This window comes from Bacillus sp. M6-12 (genome assembly GCF_002860285.1).
Lineage (GTDB): Bacteria > Bacillota > Bacilli > Bacillales > DSM-1321 > Peribacillus.
In genome coordinates this window covers 16143-39830 of the sequence record NZ_PGVF01000028.1, presented here as the reverse complement: position 1 = coordinate 39830, position 23688 = coordinate 16143, and the positions used below count along the sequence as shown (strand labels likewise).

22 protein-coding genes and 1 tRNA gene are annotated in these 23688 nt (G+C 41.5%); 1 reads left to right on the top strand and 22 read right to left on the bottom strand.

Annotation, left to right across the window (positions count from 1 at the left end; translation table 11 throughout):
- Positions 1–7: 7 nt before the first annotated feature.
- Complete coding sequence (gene spoIIE, locus CVD28_RS24285; RefSeq protein WP_101597289.1) at positions 8–2482, bottom strand: stage II sporulation protein E; 2475 nt, start codon at positions 2480–2482, stop codon at positions 8–10.
- 596 nt (positions 2483–3078) lie between these two features.
- Here spoIIE and CVD28_RS24280 point away from each other — a divergent pair.
- Positions 3079–3152 (top strand) — tRNA-Met (locus tag CVD28_RS24280).
- A 442-nt stretch (positions 3153–3594) separates the two neighbouring features.
- Here the strand turns inward: CVD28_RS24280 and CVD28_RS24275 are convergent.
- From CVD28_RS24275 to yabG, 21 genes are all read right to left on the bottom strand, one after another.
- Complete coding sequence (locus CVD28_RS24275) at positions 3595–4050, bottom strand: S1 domain-containing RNA-binding protein (RefSeq protein ID WP_101597288.1); 456 nt, start codon at positions 4048–4050, stop codon at positions 3595–3597.
- Positions 4051–4130: 80 nt separating this feature from the next.
- Complete coding sequence (locus CVD28_RS24270; protein ID WP_101597287.1) at positions 4131–4517, bottom strand: FtsB family cell division protein; 387 nt, start codon at positions 4515–4517, stop codon at positions 4131–4133.
- 13 nt (positions 4518–4530) lie between these two features.
- Positions 4531–5163 (bottom strand): spore cortex biosynthesis protein YabQ, encoded by a 633-nt coding sequence (gene yabQ, locus CVD28_RS24265; RefSeq protein WP_101597286.1) that lies wholly within the window; start codon positions 5161–5163, stop codon positions 4531–4533.
- On the bottom strand, positions 5160–5459 hold the full coding sequence (yabP, locus tag CVD28_RS24260; protein WP_101597285.1) for a sporulation protein YabP: 300 nt from the start codon (positions 5457–5459) through the stop codon (positions 5160–5162). The genes yabQ and yabP overlap by 4 nt, the downstream gene beginning before the upstream one ends.
- Before the next feature lie 109 nt (positions 5460–5568).
- The gene (locus CVD28_RS24255) at positions 5569–5835 is read right to left on the bottom strand and encodes an RNA-binding S4 domain-containing protein (protein WP_101597308.1); all 267 of its coding nucleotides are present in this window, start codon (positions 5833–5835) and stop codon (positions 5569–5571) included.
- A gap of 18 nt (positions 5836–5853) precedes the next feature.
- On the bottom strand, positions 5854–7326 hold the full coding sequence (gene mazG / locus CVD28_RS24250) for a nucleoside triphosphate pyrophosphohydrolase (RefSeq protein WP_101597307.1): 1473 nt from the start codon (positions 7324–7326) through the stop codon (positions 5854–5856).
- Complete coding sequence (locus tag CVD28_RS24245; RefSeq protein ID WP_101597284.1) at positions 7319–8947, bottom strand: putative polysaccharide biosynthesis protein; 1629 nt, start codon at positions 8945–8947, stop codon at positions 7319–7321. Before CVD28_RS24245 ends, mazG begins: the two co-directional genes overlap by 8 nt.
- 151 nt (positions 8948–9098) lie before the next feature.
- A complete protein-coding gene (gene spoVT / locus CVD28_RS24240; protein ID WP_101597283.1) occupies positions 9099–9635 on the bottom strand; it encodes a stage V sporulation protein T in 537 nt (178 codons plus the stop codon).
- 153 nt (positions 9636–9788) lie between these two features.
- Positions 9789–13325: a transcription-repair coupling factor gene (gene mfd / locus CVD28_RS24235; RefSeq protein WP_101597282.1), complete on the bottom strand. Its 3537-nt coding sequence runs from the start codon at positions 13323–13325 to the stop codon at positions 9789–9791.
- 178 nt (positions 13326–13503) lie between these two features.
- Positions 13504–13734: an anti-sigma-F factor Fin family protein gene (locus tag CVD28_RS24225; protein ID WP_101597280.1), complete on the bottom strand. Its 231-nt coding sequence runs from the start codon at positions 13732–13734 to the stop codon at positions 13504–13506.
- A gap of 100 nt (positions 13735–13834) precedes the next feature.
- Positions 13835–14395 (bottom strand): aminoacyl-tRNA hydrolase, encoded by a 561-nt coding sequence (gene pth / locus CVD28_RS24220; RefSeq protein WP_101597279.1) that lies wholly within the window; start codon positions 14393–14395, stop codon positions 13835–13837.
- Between the two features lie 420 nt (positions 14396–14815).
- Positions 14816–15445, bottom strand: coding sequence for a 50S ribosomal protein L25/general stress protein Ctc (locus CVD28_RS24215; RefSeq protein WP_101597278.1), 630 nt, complete (start codon positions 15443–15445; stop codon positions 14816–14818).
- 133 nt (positions 15446–15578) lie between these two features.
- Complete coding sequence (locus CVD28_RS24210; protein ID WP_101597277.1) at positions 15579–16532, bottom strand: ribose-phosphate diphosphokinase; 954 nt, start codon at positions 16530–16532, stop codon at positions 15579–15581.
- 16 nt (positions 16533–16548) lie between these two features.
- Positions 16549–17922 (bottom strand): bifunctional UDP-N-acetylglucosamine diphosphorylase/glucosamine-1-phosphate N-acetyltransferase GlmU, encoded by a 1374-nt coding sequence (gene glmU, locus CVD28_RS24205; protein ID WP_101597276.1) that lies wholly within the window; start codon positions 17920–17922, stop codon positions 16549–16551.
- 235 nt (positions 17923–18157) lie between these two features.
- Positions 18158–18454: a septation regulator SpoVG gene (gene spoVG / locus CVD28_RS24200; RefSeq protein WP_101597275.1), complete on the bottom strand. Its 297-nt coding sequence runs from the start codon at positions 18452–18454 to the stop codon at positions 18158–18160.
- A 245-nt stretch (positions 18455–18699) separates the two neighbouring features.
- Positions 18700–19074: a RidA family protein gene (locus tag CVD28_RS24195; RefSeq protein WP_101597274.1), complete on the bottom strand. Its 375-nt coding sequence runs from the start codon at positions 19072–19074 to the stop codon at positions 18700–18702.
- 15 nt (positions 19075–19089) lie between these two features.
- Entirely contained in the window at positions 19090–19917 is an 828-nt protein-coding gene (gene purR, locus CVD28_RS24190; protein ID WP_101597273.1) for a pur operon repressor, read from the bottom strand.
- Positions 19918–20163: 246 nt separating this feature from the next.
- Positions 20164–21033, bottom strand: coding sequence for a 4-(cytidine 5'-diphospho)-2-C-methyl-D-erythritol kinase (gene ispE, locus CVD28_RS24185; RefSeq protein WP_101597272.1), 870 nt, complete (start codon positions 21031–21033; stop codon positions 20164–20166).
- 335 nt (positions 21034–21368) lie between these two features.
- Positions 21369–21545, bottom strand: a complete 177-nt coding sequence (locus CVD28_RS24180) for a small, acid-soluble spore protein, alpha/beta type (protein WP_101597271.1) — start codon at positions 21543–21545, stop codon at positions 21369–21371.
- Positions 21546–21761: 216 nt separating this feature from the next.
- Positions 21762–22013, bottom strand: a complete 252-nt coding sequence (gene veg / locus CVD28_RS24175; RefSeq protein WP_101597270.1) for a biofilm formation stimulator Veg — start codon at positions 22011–22013, stop codon at positions 21762–21764.
- 390 nt (positions 22014–22403) lie between these two features.
- Positions 22404–23282: a sporulation peptidase YabG gene (yabG, locus tag CVD28_RS24170; protein ID WP_101597269.1), complete on the bottom strand. Its 879-nt coding sequence runs from the start codon at positions 23280–23282 to the stop codon at positions 22404–22406.
- Between the last annotated feature and the right edge of the window lie 406 nt (positions 23283–23688).

Here is a 23688-nt window from a genome sequence, read left to right as displayed (position 1 = left end):
ATAGTTATCACTGAGCTTTTTTCTTAAAAGTACGCACTGGGATTGTTGCCCATTTTGGTGTATTGTGTGAAATCTTAGCCGTTACGATTGTCATATCGTCATCTATATCTCCTCTTGTCCTAATAACCTCTTCCAGGATTAAATCTGCGACCTCCTGCGGATCATCGGTCTTAATTTCTCTTAATTTCCGCTTCATCCAAAACTCGAAATTCTCGACGTGCTTAGGGGCCTCAAAAATTCCATCACTCATCATGACTAGCAGATCGCCTGCCTTTAACTGTTCAGATACTACGTCAACATCAAATTCTTGAATTATTCCCATCGGAAGGTTGCTTGACTCGACTTTCATGATTTTCTCGCCCCGTTTAATAAAGCTAGGGATCGAACAGATTTTTAGGAATTTCGCCTTCGCATCCTGCAAATCGATCATCGCCAAATCCAATGTTGAAAATATTTCGTCTGTTGTTCTAAGTGATAAAACAGAATTCACAGACTTAATCGCTATTTTCTCTTCAATTCCTGACATGAGAAACTTTTGAAGCAGCTGCAAGGTTTCTGTGCTTTCGAAGTGAGCCCGTTCCCCATTTCCCATTCCGTCGCTAATGGCAACCGCATATTTTCCACAGCCAATTTCCATGGTAGTAAAGCTATCCCCTGACACTAGTCCGCCGCCTTTGGCCGCATGCGCCACCCCTGTTTCAACGGTATATTTTTTTGCCGAACGGAATATTACATGGCATTGTCCTCCAGGATAATCGGCACATTCCTCTGAATGAACAATAATATTTTCAGACAGGATATCAGAGAGCATCGGGGCAATCAGTTTTTCACTCTCCCCTCTTCCATGACAGTTTGGAGTACTCATTTCTATATCTACGCTACCTTGTTCAAGGCTGTAGATTTCAATGTGGCTGACGTCTATGCCAAACTCCTGAATCGATTCCAAGATCTGTTCCTCTTGTTGATGGTGGTTTTGGCGTTCCCGCTGAATTTCTTTTGCAAAATCATCCATTACTGCTGAAACACCCTTTAGCTGGTCTGCCACCAGCTTACGGCTTTCTTTAACCTGCTGTTTTAGCTTTTGGTTTGCCTGATAAAATGTGAGCTCCTGAGAGATCGCATCTACTACTTTTTGGCCGCGGGTGCAATACTTATTAAACTCCGCCATCGTCCTCCGGGAAACCTGGCCGTTATTTTCATTTAATTCATGCATAATTTCTTTCATATCTTCATAGGTTGTACTAAAGTTTTTCGACCAGCATTGCTCTTTTTTAAAACACAGCTGACAAGTCTTTTCAGTGACATTGCTCAGGAAATAATCTATCTCCTTTTCCTCATCTTCATATCTTCCGTTATCATTTATTTGTGAGAAGCTGTTTGAAAGCGCTTCAAATACATTTGAAAATTGAGCCACTCTTTGCGCGGTAACATCCCGTACCTTCCTCATATAAAGTTGCTGCTCGCTGGAATATTCGACCGTACCTGGGATATGTTTGGCCACTTTTTCTATAAGGGCAGCAGGGGTAAGCATGAAAAGGGCAACGGAAGCAAGGGATTCATAGAAGGTAATCATAATATTGTTGTTGCCTTCACCGTAAAGTCCGATCAATAGCGTAGCGATAAGCAGACCAAATGCGACTCCGATTTTCCGGCCGTCCTTGAGCAGTCCTCCCAAAAGGCCCGAGAAAGCAAGCAGGCTCATCTGGTAGAGACTTGCAATACTGGCCAGGCTGAAGATAAGCCCAGTCACTACCCCTACCGTTGAACCGATGGCTGCTCCTCCTGCCATGGCAAATACCATAACCAGATAACGGGATAGAACATGCTCTATCGACAGATCATATACCGTCCAGCCGATGGTTCCTGTCAGAACCGATGCGAGCAGGATAATGATACTGACAACCTCTTCAGTTTTTAATGATTGGGATTTTTTTCTTACTGCCAGAAGCGGGATACACTGGATGAATATCAATGTTAAAATCATTGCGAGTCCAGCTTCCACTGTCATCATCATGCCGTCATATAATTGAAGATCCCTATTAAGGATATAATGCTCGGCCATGTTTACAACCCAGAGAGCCGCAAATACATAGAGTGACATCGTTTTAAATCGGTCTTCTCTGCCTGGGCTTTTTATTTTGTGCATCAGCATAAGCAAAAAACAGGCTGCAAACAAAATAATCCCATTGGAGATTTGAACGGTTAATCCTCCTGCCACCAGTCCAATTAAAACTATAGGTGAACGATCCCTCCGTATAAAATAAACAGCTGCAAAGAATGGCAATCCAAAAGGAGCAAGCTGCGAAAGAATAAGGGCTCGTCCTAATAAAAACCCCACTATGGCCAAAACTAGCCCGCGCTTCCAAAAAATATCTTCCATTTTCATTTGTATGTTAGAAATCCACTTGGTTGCGTCCAGCTTTGCATCGTTTAGACGAACTTCTGTAAGAGGCTCTATCAGATTCCGTTCAGCCTTTTCCATATCGAATCACTCCCCATACCCATTTGTTGCTTTTTATTATAAAGTGGACAGGGAAATTTTTTTGTCAGAATTATGTGACAGATATCAAGAATCATTCGACTTGTTTCTACCTCATTAATCAAATCCAAACAAAATTTCATATACAAACACAATTAATAAACCTGATTTTTTGAATTCCTACAAAGAAATCGGCATAAATTATCTTTTTTTAGCTAATGAAAGCAGAATTTTTATATTCTATAAACTATGAAACTGCATATACATCAGCACTAAAAATGGAACTGCTAAATTGATCGGACCCGATTTTTCTATGACCAAAGGTGCGGAGCTGCACTGATTGTTTGGAATAAGAAAAACTACTTGAAATATATGTAAAATCACTTAGGACATGTATCGTTTGGTCAACATCTGTTAACTGCATATTTTTTATTTTCATGCATGGGCTGAAAGTATAAACTCATGATTGTTTTCATCAGAATTTAATTATGATTTAAGTAGGAAAGTAAATAAAGCTACATTTTCCGCAAAGATCTTCCCCCATTGACATCCTTCATTACTCTATGTAAGATAAAAATTGTCCTTAAAATATAATTTTTGGCGGCGTAGCTCAGCTGGCTAGAGCGTACGGTTCATACCCGTGAGGTCGTGGGTTCGACTCCCTCCGCCGCTATCAAAGAAAAGCGCAAGCGCCCTGATAAAAGGAACGTCGACTCCAGCATATCCTCATAAAGCTGCCGCTTTGTTTCGTGCGATGGGTAGCTGCCGTACCATTCCTTGTCTGTGCGTCGGGGCTGGGCGCTGAAGCTAGACCTCTGTACATTCCTAAAAAAGTTATACTCTCTAATTTCAAGCACCTCCCTGATAATTGTTACTAGATTAAGTAACCACTATCAGGGTTTTTTTCTGCCGGCCAGCTTTTTATCCTTACTCGAAAAGCAGCCTTAGCCTATTATTATGGCGGAAATGGCTTTTTTCCATAAGAAAAAGCCCTGTCTGCTCACGCTTTGACAAGGCTTTTATATCATAGCGGCTTACCTGGGCTTTTACTAAGCCAGATTGCCAATTTATATACTTAACGGAAAGCAGATTATTTCATGCAGTTCAGCAGCAAGTTATCCGCGTCTTCCTCCACGTCCGCCTCGTTTGGTTTCGGTGCTTCTCTTTAATGTCGATAAGCGCTCTTCGCTATCTTTTAAGAAACGGGACAATTTTTGATCAAAATTTTCCTTTGGCGCAAAATTGCCTTTTGAACGAAAATCTTTTGAACGGTTGTCATTCCCTCTTCCTTGGCCTTGGCGTGGGCGCGGTGTATAAGAAGATTGTCCTTCAGGTCTGTCCTTAGCTTTTTTGATGGAAAGGCCGATTTTTCCGTCCTTTTCAACATTGATAACTTTTACCTCTACTGCGTCGCCGACTTTAAGATGATCGTTGATATCTTTTACATAGTTATCAGCCACTTCACTTATATGGACAAGTCCTGTTGAACCTTCCGGCAACTCTACAAACGCACCAAAATTAGTTATGCCTGTTACCTTACCTTGTAACTTGCTGCCTACTTCGATTGACATAAAAAAAATGTTCCTCCTTAAAATGTTAAAAAAATAAACCTACTCTATATTATAACGAATAGAAAAAAACAGTGTCAATATCAGTCACTGTCTTCCTCCTTTTTTGGTAAATTAAAAATAATTTCACCTTTATTTGACAAGAAGTAATCTTTGCGGGCGATTTTAGCAATATATTCATCGTCGTTTAGTTTGACGATTTCCTCTTCAAGGAGAACTTCCTTATGCTCCAGCTTAGCCAGCTTCTTTTGAAGAAGTTTCTTTTCCGCAGTCTTTTCTTCCAAAACGGCGGCTTGAGAGATTAGCGCTGACGCTGCCATAACAGAAAGCACAACAGCGCAAACGGCATAAAGAGTAAGCCTTCGTATTAAACCGCGGCGTTTCTTCTCACCTGTTTGAATCTTTTCTTCATGCTGTTTGATATAAGGTGATTGAATAGTTGCCACTTTTCTTTTCCTCAGGCTTCCCAATTTTACTCACTCCTCACTCGGATTTATTGCTCCGTTTCGTTTTCCACTTAATAATGTATTCCTTCACTTGGTTTAAATATCCTGCACATTTATTATATATCTTCTCGACTCTTTTTGTAACAGGCTTCGGCAAGATCTCCCAAAACCTGTTTATAAGCCAAAAGAAGGGTTTTAATCCAAATGTTACTATAGATAATACGACTTTTATAGTATATTTGACAAGGGCATAAAGACCCTTTCCAACACTTAAAAGTAAAAAAATTACCATTGTTGCCAGCCATCTTATCGGCTGGAAAATTAGCATTTTAAGCATTCTGGCAAACATGGTTACTGCCCATATAATCGATCGGATGCCTGCTTCGAGGTATTTCAGATAAATATTTTTGAATAACGCTTGATATGCAGAAAAACCGCAAAGTAAAGCCAGAAATAAATAAAAACGAAGTTCTCCTTCATTTACAAGAAATAAAACATAAAAAATGAGCAGGGCTTGGACGATCCAAAAAAGCAAATCGTTTACAAATACAATCAGGCTATTCCGTCTTGACCGTTTTAAAAAACGGTTATACGTATCCAGGGCAGCACCGAAGCAGCTGCCCATCCCGATCATTGCAAGCAAGGTGTAAAATTGAGTAGTGAGCGTCATTTGAACAGCTTGCCAAAGAACCCTTTAGCTTTCTCCCCAGAATGTTCATCCAAATAAATTAGATCATAAACCTTTCCTTTAATGGAGACAATCCCTTTATCTACATCAAGATTTTTCATTTGAAGATTTTGCCCCTTAATTGAAAGAAACCCCATTGTTGTTTCAAGAAGAAATTCTTCATTATCAAAACTTTCAACTTGCTTTACTCCTGTTATATCTAAAAGACGGCGGCCTCTCATCATCACATCGTGATCTGGAACGGACCCTTTTGGTTCATTGTCAAATAACTGACTCATTTTTTTATCCCCCACAGTACGTTGTTTTGTACAAGTCTATGAGGGGCGGGTGAAAATTAGAACAGCTGAGTTTTACCTGAGTCCGTTAGTATTCTTTCATTGGGCAGCACTATTCTGCTTCAGAAATCTTTTCTTCTTTTACCACTGAGTACATATCCGCTGCATCCTCTTTTTTAGTGGACTCCTGGATTTTTTCTATCTTCACTGTGACCCGCTTCTGGCCAAAATTAACGGTAAGTTCGTCCCCAACCTTTACATTGGAACTTGCTTTAGCTGGAATTCCATTTATGGAAATCCTTCCTTTATCCGCCACTTCTTTTGCCAATGTACGCCGTTTGATCAGCCTGGATATTTTTAAAAATTTATCTAATCTCATTGTCATGCTTTTTCCCCCTTATAGTCCTTTAGCTTTTGCTTCATTCCAAAATTGGTCAAGTTCTTCGAGTGAAAAATCGGCAAAGCTTTTTCCTGATTTTCGGACACACTCCTCTATATAAGAGAACCGCTGCTGAAACTTCCGGTTTGCACTATGTACAGCTTCTTCTGGCTGAATGCTATAAAAACGCGAAACATTCACGATGGCAAAAAACAGGTCACCGAGTTCACTTTTAAGCTTATCCTGATCCACTTCTTGATTAAAAAGCTCCACTTCAACTTCGTTTATTTCTTCCTTCACTTTTTCCCATGCCTCAACCGCTTCATCCCAATCAAACCCTACTTTGGCAGCTGCCTTTTGGTATTCGTAAGATTGAATCAGCTGTGGCAGAGAAGCGCTAATACCCGCAAGGAAGGATGAGGGAAGGCCGGCATCCTGTTTTTTTTCGCGGGCCTTAATTTTCTCCCAATTTGCCGTTACATCCTCAGCTGTTTCGGCAACGGCATTGCCAAATACATGAGGATGGCGGCGAACCATTTTTTCAGATATGCTGCGAATGACATCATCTACAGTAAACAAGCCTTCATCTTCACCAATCTGGGAATGAAGCATCACTTGTAAGAGTACATCTCCCAATTCCCCGACTAGTCCGTCATCATCGCCGCTATCAATAGCATCTATAACTTCATAGGTTTCCTCGATTAAATATTTTTTCAAACTTTCATGAGTTTGTTTTTTATCCCAGGGACAACCATTTGGACCTCTCAAGACAGCAATAATTTCTCTCAGTCTGGAGAACTCACGGTAAAGATGTTCGTCTTCTTTTACGGGAGGAACATAAACACTTGTTAAATTGCTAAGTTCCATCTGCCGGTCCAATTCAAAAAGAGGTACCTTAATTACCTTTTCCATACTGGTCCCTGCAGCTGTCACAATTAAAACCTCATAATCATCCGGAAGCTTTTCCATAAGGGTTAGCTTAACCTCTGAAGCTACAAATGCATCATAAACCTGTCCGATAATCATATGCTGGGTTATGATTATTTCATCCCTTTTAAGGGCCGTTCCATCCAGGAGCTGGAAACCTTCAATCGGGTCCGCCCCTGTTGCCTGGAACAAAGGATCAAGAAAGCTCTGACCGCCCTCAACCGTAACTTGTATACCCCTTTTAACTGCTTTTTCAAACAGGAGCTGAACTGTTTTTTCCGCCACCATCGGATGGCCTGGCACCGTATACATAATAGAGCCTTTCGCCGCATGATCGAGCAATGTTTCTGCTATTTCTTCATAAACTTCCTCAAATTGCTCGTGCTTCTCATATATATGGTCAAAGCTATTAAACAAGACGCCATCCATTGCAAGCTCGGCTATGACCGGATGTTCGAGTGTCCTTGTATAGCATTCACCGGCAGCGACTATTTTCCGGTAAACTCCCAAAGGAAGCTGCTCCAGCTCGCCCGCCCCTAATCCCAATATTTTAATTTCATTCATCAAATTCACTTAACTCCCTTTCATGTTTTTGACGCAGCAATAATGCAAGCTTGCTTCCAAAAGGCAGCAGCACCAGTTCATTAAATGAAAACATCCCTGAGCGGATGATTAGCACAAGATATATAGTCCCGCCAATTAAGACACCAGTTAAAGCCTGCAGGGACGCAAACAGCCTTCCTTCTATCGGGAAGAGCTGAAACACTTGGCCATGGATTACAAGGACAATAGCCATTGCAAGAATCCCTCTTGCCAACCACCTGAAATGGGGCATACCAAGCAATGTCCTGCGTAAATATTTTTTTAGCCTTACATGCAAAAGGACGGACATGAATATAAATGATATAACACTTGCCAAGGCTGCCCCAGTGATGCTATAAAGAGGGACGAACAACAGATTTAAAACCCACTTAGACAGTATGCCCAGCATCAGTACAATTACCGTTGATCGATAATGGCCCATGCTCTGTAATATGGAGGAACTTGTCGTGACCAAGGATGTAAAGAAAATGGATAAAGACAGCACACCAAGTGTCCCCGACCCTTTACTATCTTCAAAGAGCATATAATTTGCTGATTCTATAAGCAGCAGCAATCCTATGGCCGCCCCTAAACCAACTGTTATACTAATTCGGAATGAAAGCCTTATTTTCTCCTCAATCTCTTCGAACTTTCCTTTTTTTAAATAACCCGATATTAAAGGGATCAGTGTAAGTGATAAGGAACTCGCCACTACCGTACCCAGCTGCAGGAGCGGCTGTCCCCTGTCATAAACGCCTTTTAGCGCCTTAGCGCTATCTTGTTCCATACCAGAATCAAGCAGCAGGGAGTACAAATGCCATGAGTCCACAAGCTGGATCAGGACAAGAATCAGGCTGGTCATACAAAATGCCAGCCCTTGAAATAGGAGAATCTTGCTTAAGCTCTTCCATTTTATTCGCTGCTGAAACAGGAACTTTTTTTGAAAAAGATTCAAGTCCTTTCTTTTCCACATAAAAAGGAGAAGAACCGTAACGCATGCAAGGCCTCCTAATAACGAGCCTAAATATGCGCCAAAACCAATTTCATATAACGACTTTCCCTGCCAAAGTAAGAGTAAAGAAAAAATCAGAATTCCGCACACCCGTATGAGCTGCTCTGCCACTTGAGATACCGCTGTAGGGAACATATCACTTTTCCCCTGGTAATACCCTCTTAATACCGAGATGACAGGCATTAGCAAGAATGAAAAGGAAATAAGCTTTATTGGCCCTGCCAGTTCCGGATCCTTCATAGCAGACGCAATCCAGTCTGCACCCCAATAGAACAACGAACAAAGTGCGCTGCCGATCCCTCCGATTATCAGAAAGGCGGGAATCAAAATGGTTTGGATGAACTGATTGTCCTCCTGCCGCTGCTCGGCGACAAGCTTCGAAATAACAGCAGGAAAGCCATAGGTTGAAAAAATAAGGGCAATCCCATAAAAAGGATACACTTGCTGATATATGTAAAATCCGATATCCCCGGCTATGTTTTGAAACGGTATTCTATAAGCTGCGCTTAATATTTTAGTTACCAGTGCAGCTACAGTCAAAATAACGGCTCCGCGAAACAGCTTTTTAGATAAATCCAGCCTCTGGGCCATTGTTTTTCCCCTTCCACAGTTTATGTGGTTGTATTATAACATAAGGAAGCGGGTCCCTGAGAATGTGGAAGGACATATATGAAAAGTGATTCTTCATGATCCTAAAAAAAAAGAAAAAAGGCAGCGGCAGCTACCCTTTCCTCCACTATCCTTACGATTCCATTTGTCTTGCAAGGAAGCCTGCAGCTGTTTCTACAGCTTTCCGTTCTACTTCTCCGAGGGAACCATCCTTTGAAAAAATAATGACTGCACCTATTGGGTCACCGTTTGCTACAATAGGCCCTACCGTATAGGACTGGACATCTTCTTCTAATCCATCAACTAGCGCAATGCTTCCTTTTGAGTTTTCAAGGACAGACGAACGTTCTTCCATCGTTTTTTCAATCAATTCACTTACAGCTTTATTTAAATAATCTTTTTTGGAAATTCCCGCAAGTGCGATATAAGTATCGCGGTCACAGATCAATATAGGGTTTCCTAAGCTATCGTATAATGCTTCTGCATATTCTTTTGCAAAATCGCTTAATTCACTAATAGGTGAATACTTTTTTAGAATAACTTCTCCATCTCTATCAACAAAAATCTCAAGTGGGTCTCCCTCGCGGATTCGAAGTGTTCTGCGGATTTCCTTAGGAATAACCACTCGGCCTAAATCGTCAATACGACGTACGATACCAGTTGCTTTCATCTTGTGTTGCCTCGCTTTCCTCTAATGGTTTTTTTAAGTGATGTGATTACCTGTTTTTGAAATCATCACCATTGTTGAACTTAGTATTTTTCATATGGAAAGTTCTATACACATTGAAAGAATTTTTCTTTATATACTCCTTATGGTGCGTCATTACTTTCCGGCAGGCTGGTTCGTTTTTTTTACGTCCTTAAGCCCTTTAATAATTTCATAAAGTGTATTCAGCCACTTGTCTGGAGCAGTGCCGCGGGTATGCAGCACTATCTTCATCCTGTTTCCATCCATACCCAAACCTATCATTCGGCCATATTGCGACCCCAATTGGAATATTTTCTGGCCATCTATTTCACCGCTTGCTTTATCTGAGATGAAAATGGATATGTCATCTTTTGATTGCTTAATGCTTTCAACGCCAGCTTCTAAAGCGTATACCTTCATTTCAGCAATCTGCAAAAGATAACCGACCTCCTCTGGATATTCACCGAAACGATCAAGCATTTCCTCCTCCAGCTCTTCATACTCCTTAATTGACGTAATCCCTCGAAACCGTTTATACATCTCAATTTTCTGGTTTCCATCGGATATATAGGCATCCGGGATATAAGCATCAATTTCCAGGTCAATTTCGAGCTGTGCCGGCTTTTCTTCAGCTAAGTCCCCTTTACGCTGTTCAATTGCCTCTTTTAGCATTTGGGAATATAGATCAAAGCCGACAGAATCAATGAATCCGTGCTGTTCTGCTCCAAGAAGATTACCGGCACCGCGAATGGATAAATCACGCATGGCAATTTTAAAGCCTGAACCCAGTTCGGTGAATTCTTTAATTGCCTGCAGCCTTTTCTCAGCTACCTCAGTCAGGACCTTATCCTTTCGGTAGGTAAAATAGGCATATGCCACGCGGTTTGACCGCCCGACCCGTCCCCGAAGCTGATAAAGCTGGGATAATCCCATCCTATCGGCATCATGCACGATTAATGTATTCACATTCGGGATATCAACGCCGGTTTCAATGATGGTTGTACTGACTAACACGTCTGACTCGCCTTCGAGAAATTCCAGCATGACCGATTCAAGCTCCTGCTCGGACATTTGCCCATGAGCGAAGGTAACACGTGCGTCGGGAACCAACATGGAAATTTCTTCTGCTTTTCTTGATATATCTTCTACCCTGTTATATAGGAAATAAACCTGTCCATCCCGCGCCAATTCTCTTTCAATCGCTTCTCTGACAAGCCCTCCATTGTATTCCATAACATATGTTTGAACAGGGAACCTGTTTTCTGGAGGTGTTTCTATTACAGACAAGTCCCTTACACCCAGCATCGACATATGAAGTGTCCGCGGGATAGGGGTGGCAGTCAAGGTCAGCACATCAACATTTGTTTTCAGCTGTTTAATTTTTTCTTTATGTGTTACACCGAACCGCTGTTCTTCATCGACAATCAGTAAACCGAGGTCATGATAAATAATATCTTTTGATAACAGCCTATGAGTACCAACTACAATATCAACGGTCCCAGCCTTAAGTCCCTTGGCAGTTTCTGTTTGCTGCTTTTTGGAACGGAACCGGCTCATTAGCCCGATATTAATCGGATAATCCTGAAATCTTTCCCGCATTGTTTCATAATGCTGCTGGGCAAGGATGGTCGTAGGAACCAAAAAAGCCACCTGTTTCCCATCCATAATCGCTTTAAATGCCGCGCGAATGGCAACCTCCGTTTTCCCATAGCCAACATCGCCGCAAAGCAGACGATCCATTGGCCGTTCCCGTTCCATATCCTTTTTAATTTCATGAATGGACCGGGTTTGATCCTCTGTTTCCTGATAAGGAAATGAAGTTTCAAACTCTCTTTGCATATCACCATCTAGAGAAAAGGCATATCCCTTCGCCGCTTCTCGTTCTGCATAAAGCTTAATCAAGTCATCTGCAATGTTCTGGACAGAGGAATGAACTTTGCTCTTAACCCGTTTCCAGTCATTTCCGCCAAGCTTATAAAGCTTGGGCTCTTTCCCTTCAGAAGCAACGTATTTCTGGACAAGATCAATCTGATCGACAGGCACATACAGCTTGTCGCTCCCCTGATAGCGGATATTGAGATAATCCTTATGGATTCCATTGATATTGAGAGTTTCAATACCCAAATATTTTCCGATTCCATGGTTAACATGAACAACATAGTCGCCTACGTTTAATTCGGAATAGCTTTTTATCCGTTCGGCATTAGTAAGCTTCTGCCTTCTGGCTGTTTTCTTTGTCCTTTTATTAAAAAGCTCCTGCTCAGTTATCACAGCCAGCTTTTGCATTGGAAGCTCGAAGCCTGTATGGAGGCTGCCTTCAAGGACCTGTATCTTCTCTGTAAGTATATTGCTATCTCTCTTAAGTTCTGCCGCTTCTACCCCATAATCCTCAAGAACACTATGTAGCTTGCTGATTCGTTCTTGATCAGAACCAAGAAGCAAGACAGTATACTTACCTTTCTTCCAACGTTCTGCCTCTGATTTAAATACATGCATCTGTCCATGGAAATTCTGCATCTGCTTGCATGTGAAATTCAGGATGTTTTGCGGACTAGTATGAGGAACATGCCTCAGGAATAAAGAAAGGTAGACGAAAGGATGGCTTGAACCCTGAATAAGCTTCGGGAGAGGATGGGAGAGCTGGACATCATGTATGATAGTTCCCTCGGCCAGCAGCCCAGTGTACCATTCAGCTTCTTCTTTCTCAAGCGCTTCATTTATCTCCTGAATCCTGCTAATTTCATCGAGAATTACAATGCCGCCTGTCGGAAGATAATCTATTAAACTAGCCGGTTTTTCATAAGCAAGGCTAATGTACTTTAAAATTTGGTCTGGCTTGCTGCCATTTTTCAGCTGTTCAAGCTCAAAACCTATGTTCTGTACCATCTGTTCTTTTGCTTTATCGCTTTTTAATTTTTTTAAACTTTTAGCTAAACCTTCTTCCAGGCGGGTGATCAGCCTCTCAATATGCTGTTGCTCGAATAAAGCTTCATGAGAAGGTCCGATAGAAACGGAAGATAATTTCTCCATCGATCTCTGGTCGTCTATAGAGAAGCTTCGGATCGATTCTACCTCTGTATCAAAAAGCTCAATCCGGACAGGATTGGCCTCCGTTAGCGGATAAATATCCAATATTCCGCCGCGACTGCTGAACTCGCCTGGAGAAGATACCATATCGGACCTTGAATAGCCCATCGAGATCAGCAATTCCAGCAAGCCATCCAATTGAATGTCTTCTCCCTTAACAAACTTCAGCTGAAATTTTTTCCAAAGGTCTTTTGGAGGCAGCTGCTTTCTTAAACCTGACATCGGAACGATGGTAATACCTTTTTTATTTTGCGACAAAAAATTCAATGCCTCTACCCGCTGAGCCCTCAGCTCTGGGCTGGCAACACTTAATTCCGCGGCAATCAATTCATTGGCTGGATAAAGGTATAATTGATCTTCAGGGATAAAACTCATTAGGTCATCATATAGCTTTTGAGCCTGCAGGAGATTATGGGTAACCACCAAAATCGAACGGCTGGTTTCTTCATAAACGGAAGAAATCAGCATTGCTCTGGAAGAACCAGAAAGACCAGCTACAAGCTGTTCCCGGAGTCCTTCATTAATTCCGCTGATTAAAGACTGGACATCATCGTGAGCTGAAAACAAATGTTGCAATCCGTTCATACAGATGCCTCCTTTCTTTCTGCTTGGATTTATCTATTTATAATTATTAGTAAGCCGCTTTCCTTAAGGAAACAAGCGGGAATTATGTTCTTTAAAAGCTTCCAGTCTATCATAATTAAAATAGAGGAAAAAATTATAAACGGAAAAATGCTTTGGATTAAGTCCAAAGCTCTTTTACCTAATGAATAATATAATCATTTTGATGCAAATCTGGATTCCGATGGAAGGATTCATGACAATCCTCACAAATCGCTTTCACTCGAATATCTCCTGTTGACTCATAAACAATCATATCCTGCCGCTCTTCCTCATTCAGGCGGGAAAAACCTAAATGATTGGCATCCAATGCATTACTTTCAATTGAGCCAAGTTTTGTACCGCAATGCCTGCAAAAGTAATGGAGAGCCATTACATAACCCCCTATATGTCATACTAGTTACAGTATGTGCCACTAAAGGGGGGTCTTATTCACTTTTGAGGTTTTAGCATGAATTAAACATGAAAATCTGTTATTGATTAAAATCATTCATCACCTTTAAGAAAGGCTTTTCTATCCAATCTTCGCAGGCTGCGGCGATTTTTTCAATAACTTTGATTAAGTCAGTCCAATCCTCCTGGCTAAATCGACCCAGCACATAGTCTACTACAGGAATTCGGCCTACTGGACGGCCAATCCCTATTCTAATACGATTAAATTCCTGGGTTCCAACATGGGCAATCGTAGATTTAATACCATTATGGCCGCCTGCACTGCCTTTTTGCCGAAGCCGGATTTTTCCCACCGGGAGATCCAAGTCATCATACAGAATAACAATATCAGAAACATCCGCTTTATAGAAGTTCAGCACTGCTGCTATAGATTCTCCTGATAAATTCATATATGTAAGTGGTTTAAGAAGAAGAACTTTCTCGCCCTTTATCACACCGGTTCCATAAATACCTTTGTGCTTTGCCTGATCCAGCGGTATATTCCACTTGTCAGCTAAGAAATCAATTGCTTCAAATCCTATATTATGCCTAGTTTTTTCGTATTGCTTACCCGGATTTCCGAGTCCGATAAAAATTTTCATTCATACACACCGCCAAAATCCTTCTATTTCTTATCATTTCAAAAGACGTAACCATTTTTGGTTACGCCTATTATACCATTATTTTTCATTAATCTGGCCTAAGCAGTTTTGACTCTTTTCGACACCGAAAAGCGGAAGCGCGCTGACAAAAGGAACGACGACGACTACGGTCTGGCACGGTTGTAACATAAGCCTTTACAACCTCCGTACTGTGCCAAACGCCAACACCAGCACAATTCTGAAGAGGAAGAACAGTTAAGTTCGCCAGTATGGTAACATAAATTCGTGTTACAACCTTCGTCCTTTGGCGTCGTCAGCACTAGCACATCTTTACGTTGGGGCTTTACTTCCTGCGTTGAAAAAGTTGCTGGGTGCTGAAGCTAGATATTAGTCTTGGTTGTACTATCATATGGCTGAATATTACTCTGGCTGCGTTTCTCGGCCCTCAAGATTATCGGGAAGTCCTTCAGATTGCTGTTCTCCTGTACTGATTTCCTCTTCCTGTCTTGGAGCCAGTACGGAAGCAATGACCTCCTCATCTTCGTGGTTGATAGTGATATTATAGTTGCCTTTAATATCTCCCACCGTAATGACATCGCCTACCTGCATTTCAGTGACATCTACTTGCAGGGCATCCGGCAGATCTCCAGGCTTCGCTGTAACGGCCACTTCATGAAGGGATTGCTGCAAAACTCCTCCGTCCTTCACACCCTTTGAATCACCAGCAAGCGCTAAACGCACCTGGGCATGGATTTCGGTATCCATATTTACAGCCAAAAAATCGACATGATAAATTTCACTTTTTAATGGATCTGCCTGATACTCTGTAAGCATCACATTTTGCGGATTGCCTTCTAAATTAAGTGAAATGATTCCATTTCGGCCTACTTCTTTAATCGTTTTGATTAATTCATTGCTGCTTACGTAAATAGACTTGCTGCCCGTAGCATTCCCATATACAACTGCAGGAATATTTCCTTGATCTCTTAATTTTCGAAGCTCTGAGTGCCGGGAAACCTTGCGTTCTTTTGCCTCCAATACGTTACTCATATTCTTGCACCTTCCTTTTCAAAATCGAGTAATCCTTCCTTTAAAAATTGCCCTTATTGTCCCTTCTTTAAACGTAATTTAAGAGTTTAAAAAAACTCTGCCTTTTTCAAGACAGAGTTTTGTGCTGTTTATATTAATCAAACAAAGTACTTACGGATTGTTCTTCATGGACACGGATGATTGCTTCACCAATTAATGGAGCAACAGAAAGTTCGACGATCTTGCCAATTTTCTTTTCTTCTGGAAGAGCAATGGTATTTGTCACTACGAGTTCTTTAATTTTTGAATTTTGGATACGTTCAATCGCAGGGCCTGATAGAACTGGGTGCGTACAGCATGCAAACACCTCAGCTGCTCCGTTCTCCACAAGTGCATTAGCTGCTAATGTAATTGTGCCAGCCGTATCAATAATATCGTCGATTAAAATGGCTGTTTTGCCTTCGATATTACCTACAATATTCATTACCTCAGCCACATTCGGACGTGGACGGCGTTTATCAATGATGGCAATAGGCGCCTTCAGACGGTCCGCCATTTTACGTGCGCGGGTAACACCGCCATGGTCAGGCGATACGATCACAATGTCGCTCAAATTCTTTTCTGCAAAGTAATCAGCTAAAATCGGCACACCCATTAAATGGTCAATTAGAATATCAAAGAAGCCCTGAATTTGCGGAGCATGAAGATCCAAAGTAATAACACGGGTCGCTCCAGCCGTTTCCAGCAGGTTTGCTACCAGCTTTGCTGTAATCGGTTCACGAGCACGTGCTTTACGATCCTGGCGGGCATAACCGTAATAAGGCATCACAATATTAATCGTTTTAGCAGAAGCACGTTTCAGCGCATCTATCATGATTAATAATTCCATTAAATGTTCATTAACCGGGCCACTTGTTGACTGGATTACAAATACATCGCATCCCCGAATGCTTTCTTCAATATTAATTTGAATTTCACCATCGCTGAAACGGGTCACAGAACATTTTCCAAGCTCGACTCCGATCGCTCTTGCAATTTCTTCAGCTAATCCGAGATTAGAATTTAATGAGAAAACCTTAAGATTCGGGTCAAGATACTGATTAGACATGTGAAGCCTCCAATGATTATTTATTAAATTTTAATTGATCAACATAGTTTTCTTTATTGACTTGACGGGCACGCGCCACAGATAAGCTTTTTGCCGGTACATCTTCAGTAATTGTAGAGCCAGCTGCAACATAAGCTCCCTTACCAATCGTAACAGGAGCAACAAGATTGGAATTACAGCCAATAAACACTCCATCTTCTATCTTTGTCAGGTGCTTATTTTTTCCGTCGTAATTAACGGTAATCGATCCGCAGCCAATATTAACATCGCTTCCCACTTCGGCATCACCGATATAGCTTAAGTGTGAGGCTTTGCTACCCTTGCCAAATGCCGCCTTTTTAATTTCTACAAAGTTCCCTATCTTTACTTCGTCAGAAATATCGGATTGCGGCCGGATATGCGCAAACGGTCCAATATTAACCTCAGAACCAATTTTGCTTTCATGGGCAACCGACTGGCGAATTGTTGTACGTTCACCAATAGAACAATTCTTGATCTCCGTATTCGGACCAATTATGCTCTCCCTTCCAATTGAAGTCCTTCCCGTAATCATTGTCCCTGGATAGATGACCGTATCCTGGCCAATTTCTACATCCGCTTCGATATAGGTGTTTTCCGGATCAATAATGGTAACACCATTTTTCATATGCATATGATTTATTCTGTTTCTAAGTGTTCTCTCTGCCTGTGAAAGGGCTACCCTATCATTGACACCCAAAGTTTCTTCAAAATCTTCTGTTTGGAAAGCAGTAACCACTTCGCCTTTTGTTTTGAGGATTTCTATCACATCGGGAAGGTAGTACTCTCCCTGCACGTTATCATTCGAAACGTTCTTCAACGCTTCAAAAAGGGCTTTATTATCAAAGCAATAGGTTCCTGTATTAATTTCCTGTACAGCTCGCTCTTGCTCTGAAGCATCCTTATGTTCAACAATTTTCTCAACAAGGCCCTCCTGGTTTCGGATGATCCGCCCATAGCCTTCAGGGGTCGGCGCAACAGCTGTCAGAATTGTTGCCTTTGCATTCATTTCTTCATGGGTTTGAATCAATGCTTCCATCGTTTCAGCCTTTATTAATGGGGTATCTCCGCATACTACCAGGGTTGTACCTTCTTTTCCGGCCAAAACCCCTGCCGCCTGCATGACAGCGTGTGCGGTTCCAAGCTGCTGTTCCTGAAGCACGTAATGGCATACCTCTCCCAGCTGTGCCTGCACTTTATCTGATCCATGGCCCACAACTGTCACGATTTCTTTTATATCCAGCTTATTAATATGTTCTATTACATGCTGTACCATTGGCTTTCCACATACCGGGTGAAGCACTTTATACAGCTTGGATTTCATTCTAGTGCCCTGTCCAGCAGCCAAAATTACTGCGTATCGATTATTCATAGCAGGCCTCCACTTTACCTTTTTATCCATTTAAAAATATATCGCAAATAAGGGTTCATTTCAAGAATACATAAAGAAGTACAAATTTTTGTCAGATATACCAAGTGTAAATCTGGTATTCTGCTATCAAAAATTCCTTGTTTGGGGTTTAAAAAAGGAGGAAAAGAGGTAAAAAGAAGGTATTAAAAAGAGCCTTACTTTTGAAGCAGGCTCTTGGTGTTAGTATAAATAGTTTTTAGGAAGCTCCAGCTTCTTCTAATTCTACTTCTTCTTCAAGCTCTCCCAAGCGGTGGTATTCAGTCAATACAGCATCCTGAATTTTTCCGCGGGTAGAAGAGTTAATTGGGTGAGCAATGTCACGAAACTCTCCATCAGGAGTGCGTTTGCTTGGCATTGCCACAAATAAGCCATTATTGCCGTCAATTACACGAATATCATGGACAACAAACTCATTGTCCAAAGTGATAGAAGCGATTGCTCTCATACGGCCATCAGTATTAACGCGGCGTAATCTTACGTCAGTAACTTCCATTCTGTTCACCACCTTTTCCCCTTTGATAAAGACTTACTACATACTTCAACGCAGGAGTACAAATCTCCTTCTCATAAAAATAATTTTTTTGAAAAAAAAGGACAATCTGGTGACGAAAGGAAAAAATAGCTGAGAAATTACTTAATTAAGAAGCAGAGGCCACTCTATTTATTATTAAAACGGCTGATTACCCACTAGGCTCTTATGCCGCTTGATATTACAAAAAGATCAAAAAAAACGCTCGTTTATTTAACGAGCGCTACAACTTCAATCTCCACTAAAGCATCCTTTGGCAAGCGGGCTACTTCCACTGTGGAGCGGGCAGGTTTATGATCGGTAAAATACTCCCCGTAAACTTCGTTGATGTCCGCGAACATATTCATGTCTTTAATAAACACAGTTGTCTTAACTACTGTATCAAGCGATGCTCCCGCTTCTTTCAATACAGCCTTAAGATTTTGAAATACTTGATGAGTCTGAGCCTTCACATCACTTTCAACCATCAGGCCCTCTGCCGTTAATGGAATCTGGCCAGAACTGAAGAATAAATTATTTACGATAATCCCCTGAGAATAAGGACCGATTGCGGCTGGCGCTTCGTTTGTAAAGACAGTTTGCATATTGCTTCCTCCCACCTATTGCTTTTTTCTTTTAAAGTAATTTCCTTGAGTGACACTGATTTTCTTCTCTACCACATCAACACCAGATAATTTCACCAAAGATACATAGTCATCAACCAGGCGCTCTTCTGCCTTTTCAGATTCTACTAAAACGGCAATTCCAGCAACTGAAGCTTCGAATTCCTCTAGCAGTGAAATCATTCCATTAACAGTTCCGCCGGCTTTCATAAAATCGTCAACAATCAACACTTTAGATCCCGTTTCAAGGCTTCGTTTTGACAGCACCATCGTCTGAATCCGCTTTAAAGACCCGGAGACATAATTTATGCTTACAGTTGATCCTTCCGTAACTCTGCTATCCCGGCGAACGATGACTACAGGAACATTCAAATGGGCTGCTGCTGCATATGCGAGCGGAATACCCTTTGTCGCCACTGTCATGACTGCATCAATTTCCTTGTTGGCATAGGCAGTAGCAATTAAACGCCCGACCATATTGACAATCTGCGGCTGGCCAAGTATATCATTCATAAATAAATAACCGCCTGGAAGCAGCCGTTCAGGCTTTGCGATTACATCACACATTTCATCAATAAAAGCAGCAGCGTCTTCATCCCTGATGTTCACAATGTACTTCACACCGCCAGCAGCCCCCGGAACTGTAATGAGCGTTCCGATTCCCCGTTCCTCAAAGGTTTCCTTGATAATAGTTAAATCTTCACTGATCGATGATTTTGCCGAGCCATATCGATCAGCAAAATAGGTAAGCGAAACAAGCTGGCCAGGGTTCTCAACTAAATAATTCGTCATATCTACCAGTCTTTCACTTCTTTTAAACTTCATAATGGTCACCTCCAATTCGAAAAGTTCAAGCGCCCCAATTAGCCCAGACTAGGATTGTGACAGCCCTTATTCACAACATAAAGGAATGGACGGTACAAAACACAAAGTTGTGACAGTATCGCAACACTTGAATGGCTTTATTTTTCACAAAAAAATTGATGGGCGCTGAGCAGACATAAGTACAAATATACCTTCAGTCTAGCAAAAACCGAATAATTAAGGTTAATATACCATTAATGTACGTATTTATTCAATGCTATTTCGATCTCCAAGGAGCTGGACTGCATAAACCTGTTCACAAAAACCCCGGAGACCATTATAAATCCGCTGCATTCTTGAATCATGCTCTACCAATCCAAAAACTGTAGGTCCGCTTCCGCTCATTAATACCGCATCAGCTCCAAATTTTTTCATCTGGTCTTTAATATTGGCAACCTCAGGGTAAACCTGCAATGTAACATTCTCCAGGACATTCCCTACACCTGCGCATACTCCCTGGTAATTTTTACTTTCAATTGCCGATATCATTTTATTTACATCAGGGTGTTTAACAGTGGATAGATCCAGCCTTCGATAGACATCTGCAGTCGAAACCCCGATTGTAGGCTTGGCAAGGATTACCCAGCATTTTGGGGGTATCGGCAAATGGGTAATTTTTTCTCCTCTGCCGCGTGCAAGGGCTGTTCCTCCATATACACAAAAAGAAACATCCGAACCAATCTCCGCTCCCAGCACCGCCAATTCATCCAACGACAAATTTAATTTCCAAAGCCTGTTCAAACCTCTTAGCGTAGCAGCTGCATCACTGCTCCCCCCTGCTAAACCTGCAGCAACAGGAATATTCTTTTCAATCGAAATCGCAACACCTTTTCCGATATTAAAGCGTTCCTTCAAGAGAGCAGCTGCCTGGTACGCTAAATTCCGGCTGTCATCCGGGACAAACCGGTTATGTGAAAGGATAATAATTTCATCCCTGTCAGTTTCAGCAAATTCAATCCGGTCGGCTAGATCCACCGTTGTCATGATCATTTCTACCTCATGGTAGCCATCCGGACGCTTAAAGAGCACATCGAGTGCTAAATTAATTTTAGCCGGTGCTTTCTCCATAAGCTTCAATAGTTCCACCTACTTTACGTTCTTGGAAGTTCTTGTCCTATTTTATCATACTTGTTTACATTCTAAAGGTTTTTTCAAGCTATTTTCAATGGCTTACAGGTGAAACTGTGAAGAAAGGATCCTTCTCTATAATAATTCATGCAAATTATTTGTGAAGCCTTCAGTATGGTGGATATTTCTATAGAAAAACCTTGCCAGAATTTCAATTGACAAGGTTTGTTTTTTATATTTGGAATAGAGAGGTCCGGTGTATGTAACCGGACCTCCTGCCTGCCACAGCATGCATATTGTAAGTGACTGTAAGGATCTGGAGTATTATTCGGCTCTAAGTCCTTCTAGCCTTTGTTCATTAGCTGTGATTGAGCTTTTTCAATAGCCAGCTTGACCATGTTTCCGGCATCCTTAGCTCTAATGCCTCCCCAGCCTTCTTTTTGGACAACGTCATAAAAGCCTAATTCCTTCGCAAGTTCTTCTTTAAACCCTTCCGTCATTATGCCTCTTCTTCTGCCCAATTCTAACAACCCCTTCCACATGCTGTAACACTCATAGTGTTGGTTAATCTGCAAAATTTCATTAACCTCTATTTTTCCCAGATTAGACCGCTTACTAATGTTGTTCATCCCTTGGCTTATTAGATCCTTTAAAATGGGGTCGCACACAAGATATATGTAGGGTTAGGGAAAAAAAGAAAATAAAAAGCAGTAAACAATTGTTTACCGCCGTTAAGACTACATGTCCTGCTGTTTTGATAAAAATGTTAATTCTACAGTTTCTGTTAATACATCTGCATAGCTGTAAGATACTCGTTCAAATGCGTTTTCATCCTGGTCAAGCTCAATTACAAATACTGACGGATATGTTTCCGATAACGTTCCAAAGCGTTCAACGGTTTTTCTTCTTCCGCCATTTGCTTTCAAAAGCAGCCTCTTTCCTAAATTGGAATCGAGTGCTTTTTTAATATCAGCTAAAGTTTTTGGCATTTTCGATCCACCTCACTACGTGTAGTATAACACAAACTTACCGTATCGTCAAACAAAATATAAAATTATATCAGCACTTAATTTTGTTTGTCAATGATTTTTTGTCGCAAATTCCGCCGATTTATTAACATTTTTAGAGTAACCCAAGATCTCTAGAATTATGTAGGGTCTGGAAAGAGCAACTATTTCTGTTGCAGATTATGTCGAAAAATGAACCCGCCTTTTTAAAAAGGAAGCATAGAGCCTGCAAACCTATTGGATGATTCCAAATATATTGCTCTTTCTTAAAGGCGTTATCTAACAATACTTGAGCCTAGTGTACTTAATGAAGAGAGTTTATATTTATAAAACCAAAAGAAAAACGGGCTGCCTCATATACAGGCACCCCGCTTATTCTTCAGTTAACTGCTGATAGGGCATTCCAGTCCGTAAAACGCCTTTTGTTTCAATACCGCCAAGGCCCTTTTCTCCTGTTAAGGTATTCCGCAGAACATCCCAAACATGGATCCGATCGGTAAATGGAGTAAAACTGATTTTTGCAACGATATAGACGGGATCAAGGGCATGAATATTTACTCGTGATGGAGAACTCGCAAAATTAGCGCCTGCTGAAATCAAGGATTCAAAATGGGATTGGCAAGCTCCTGCGAAAATGACTAATTGATCTAAATTGGCAACCTTTTTCCTGGCTATGCGAACGGTTTCCACAAAATACTTTGAATTTCTGTACGCATTTAAATCAATCATTTTACCCTTTGATTTTGTGTAGGCGTCATGGCCGGTAATCACCAGTATGTCCGGCCGATGCTGGTCAAGAAGCCCTTCAATTTTTTCTGGCATTTCCTTTTCAAGACAGTGAATACCTTGAACCGGAATACCTATTTTTTCATAAATTGCAAGGCACTTCCCTAAATACAGCGGATCACCATCAACATGAAGCACTCTGCCCGGAATTTGAAATAAGTCTCCGTTATACCGATACCCTCTGCTTGCTTCATACTCACGCTTTTGCTTCAGAAGCTCTTTGTCTTGAGAAAACAGCCGGTATGATTGCTCCTTCAGTGCATCATCAGTTTTTCTTCTCATAAACCTTTCCTGCTCATCCACCTTGAGTAAGTCCTCAAAGGGAGCATCGGCGATCAGCCTGAGATCTTCACCGTACAATATTGCAATCTGCAAACCGTCCATTTCCTTCACATCAATCACACGAAATAAAATATCGCATTTGTAGGACCTGCGCCCGACTATGTCATTGATCTCAAACTTCATGCTTTTCACCTCAGACAAGCAATAGTCCAGCAAAGAAAAGCGCAAGCGCCCTGGTCAAGAAGAAAAACGGCTAAGATCGCCAGTGCTGTAACTTAAACCATGTTACAACCTTCATCCTGTGGCTACGCCGTTCTGACCCACATCCTCACAAAGGAACGTCGACGCCAGCACATCCTCACAAAGCTGCCGCTTTGTTTCGTGCGATGTATCGCTGCCGAAGCTTTCCTTGTCCTGTGGCGACATCGGCACTAGCACGTCCTGAGCGTCGAGCGCTGGAGCTAGACTTCCGAACGCTTTAAAAGAGTTATACTTTCTTATCCATTCAAAAAAACTAATACTCTTTTTTAAGCTATGCAAAAGAAACTGAAATGGTGTAGATTCCTATTGGCTGATCTCTCTCCAAGAC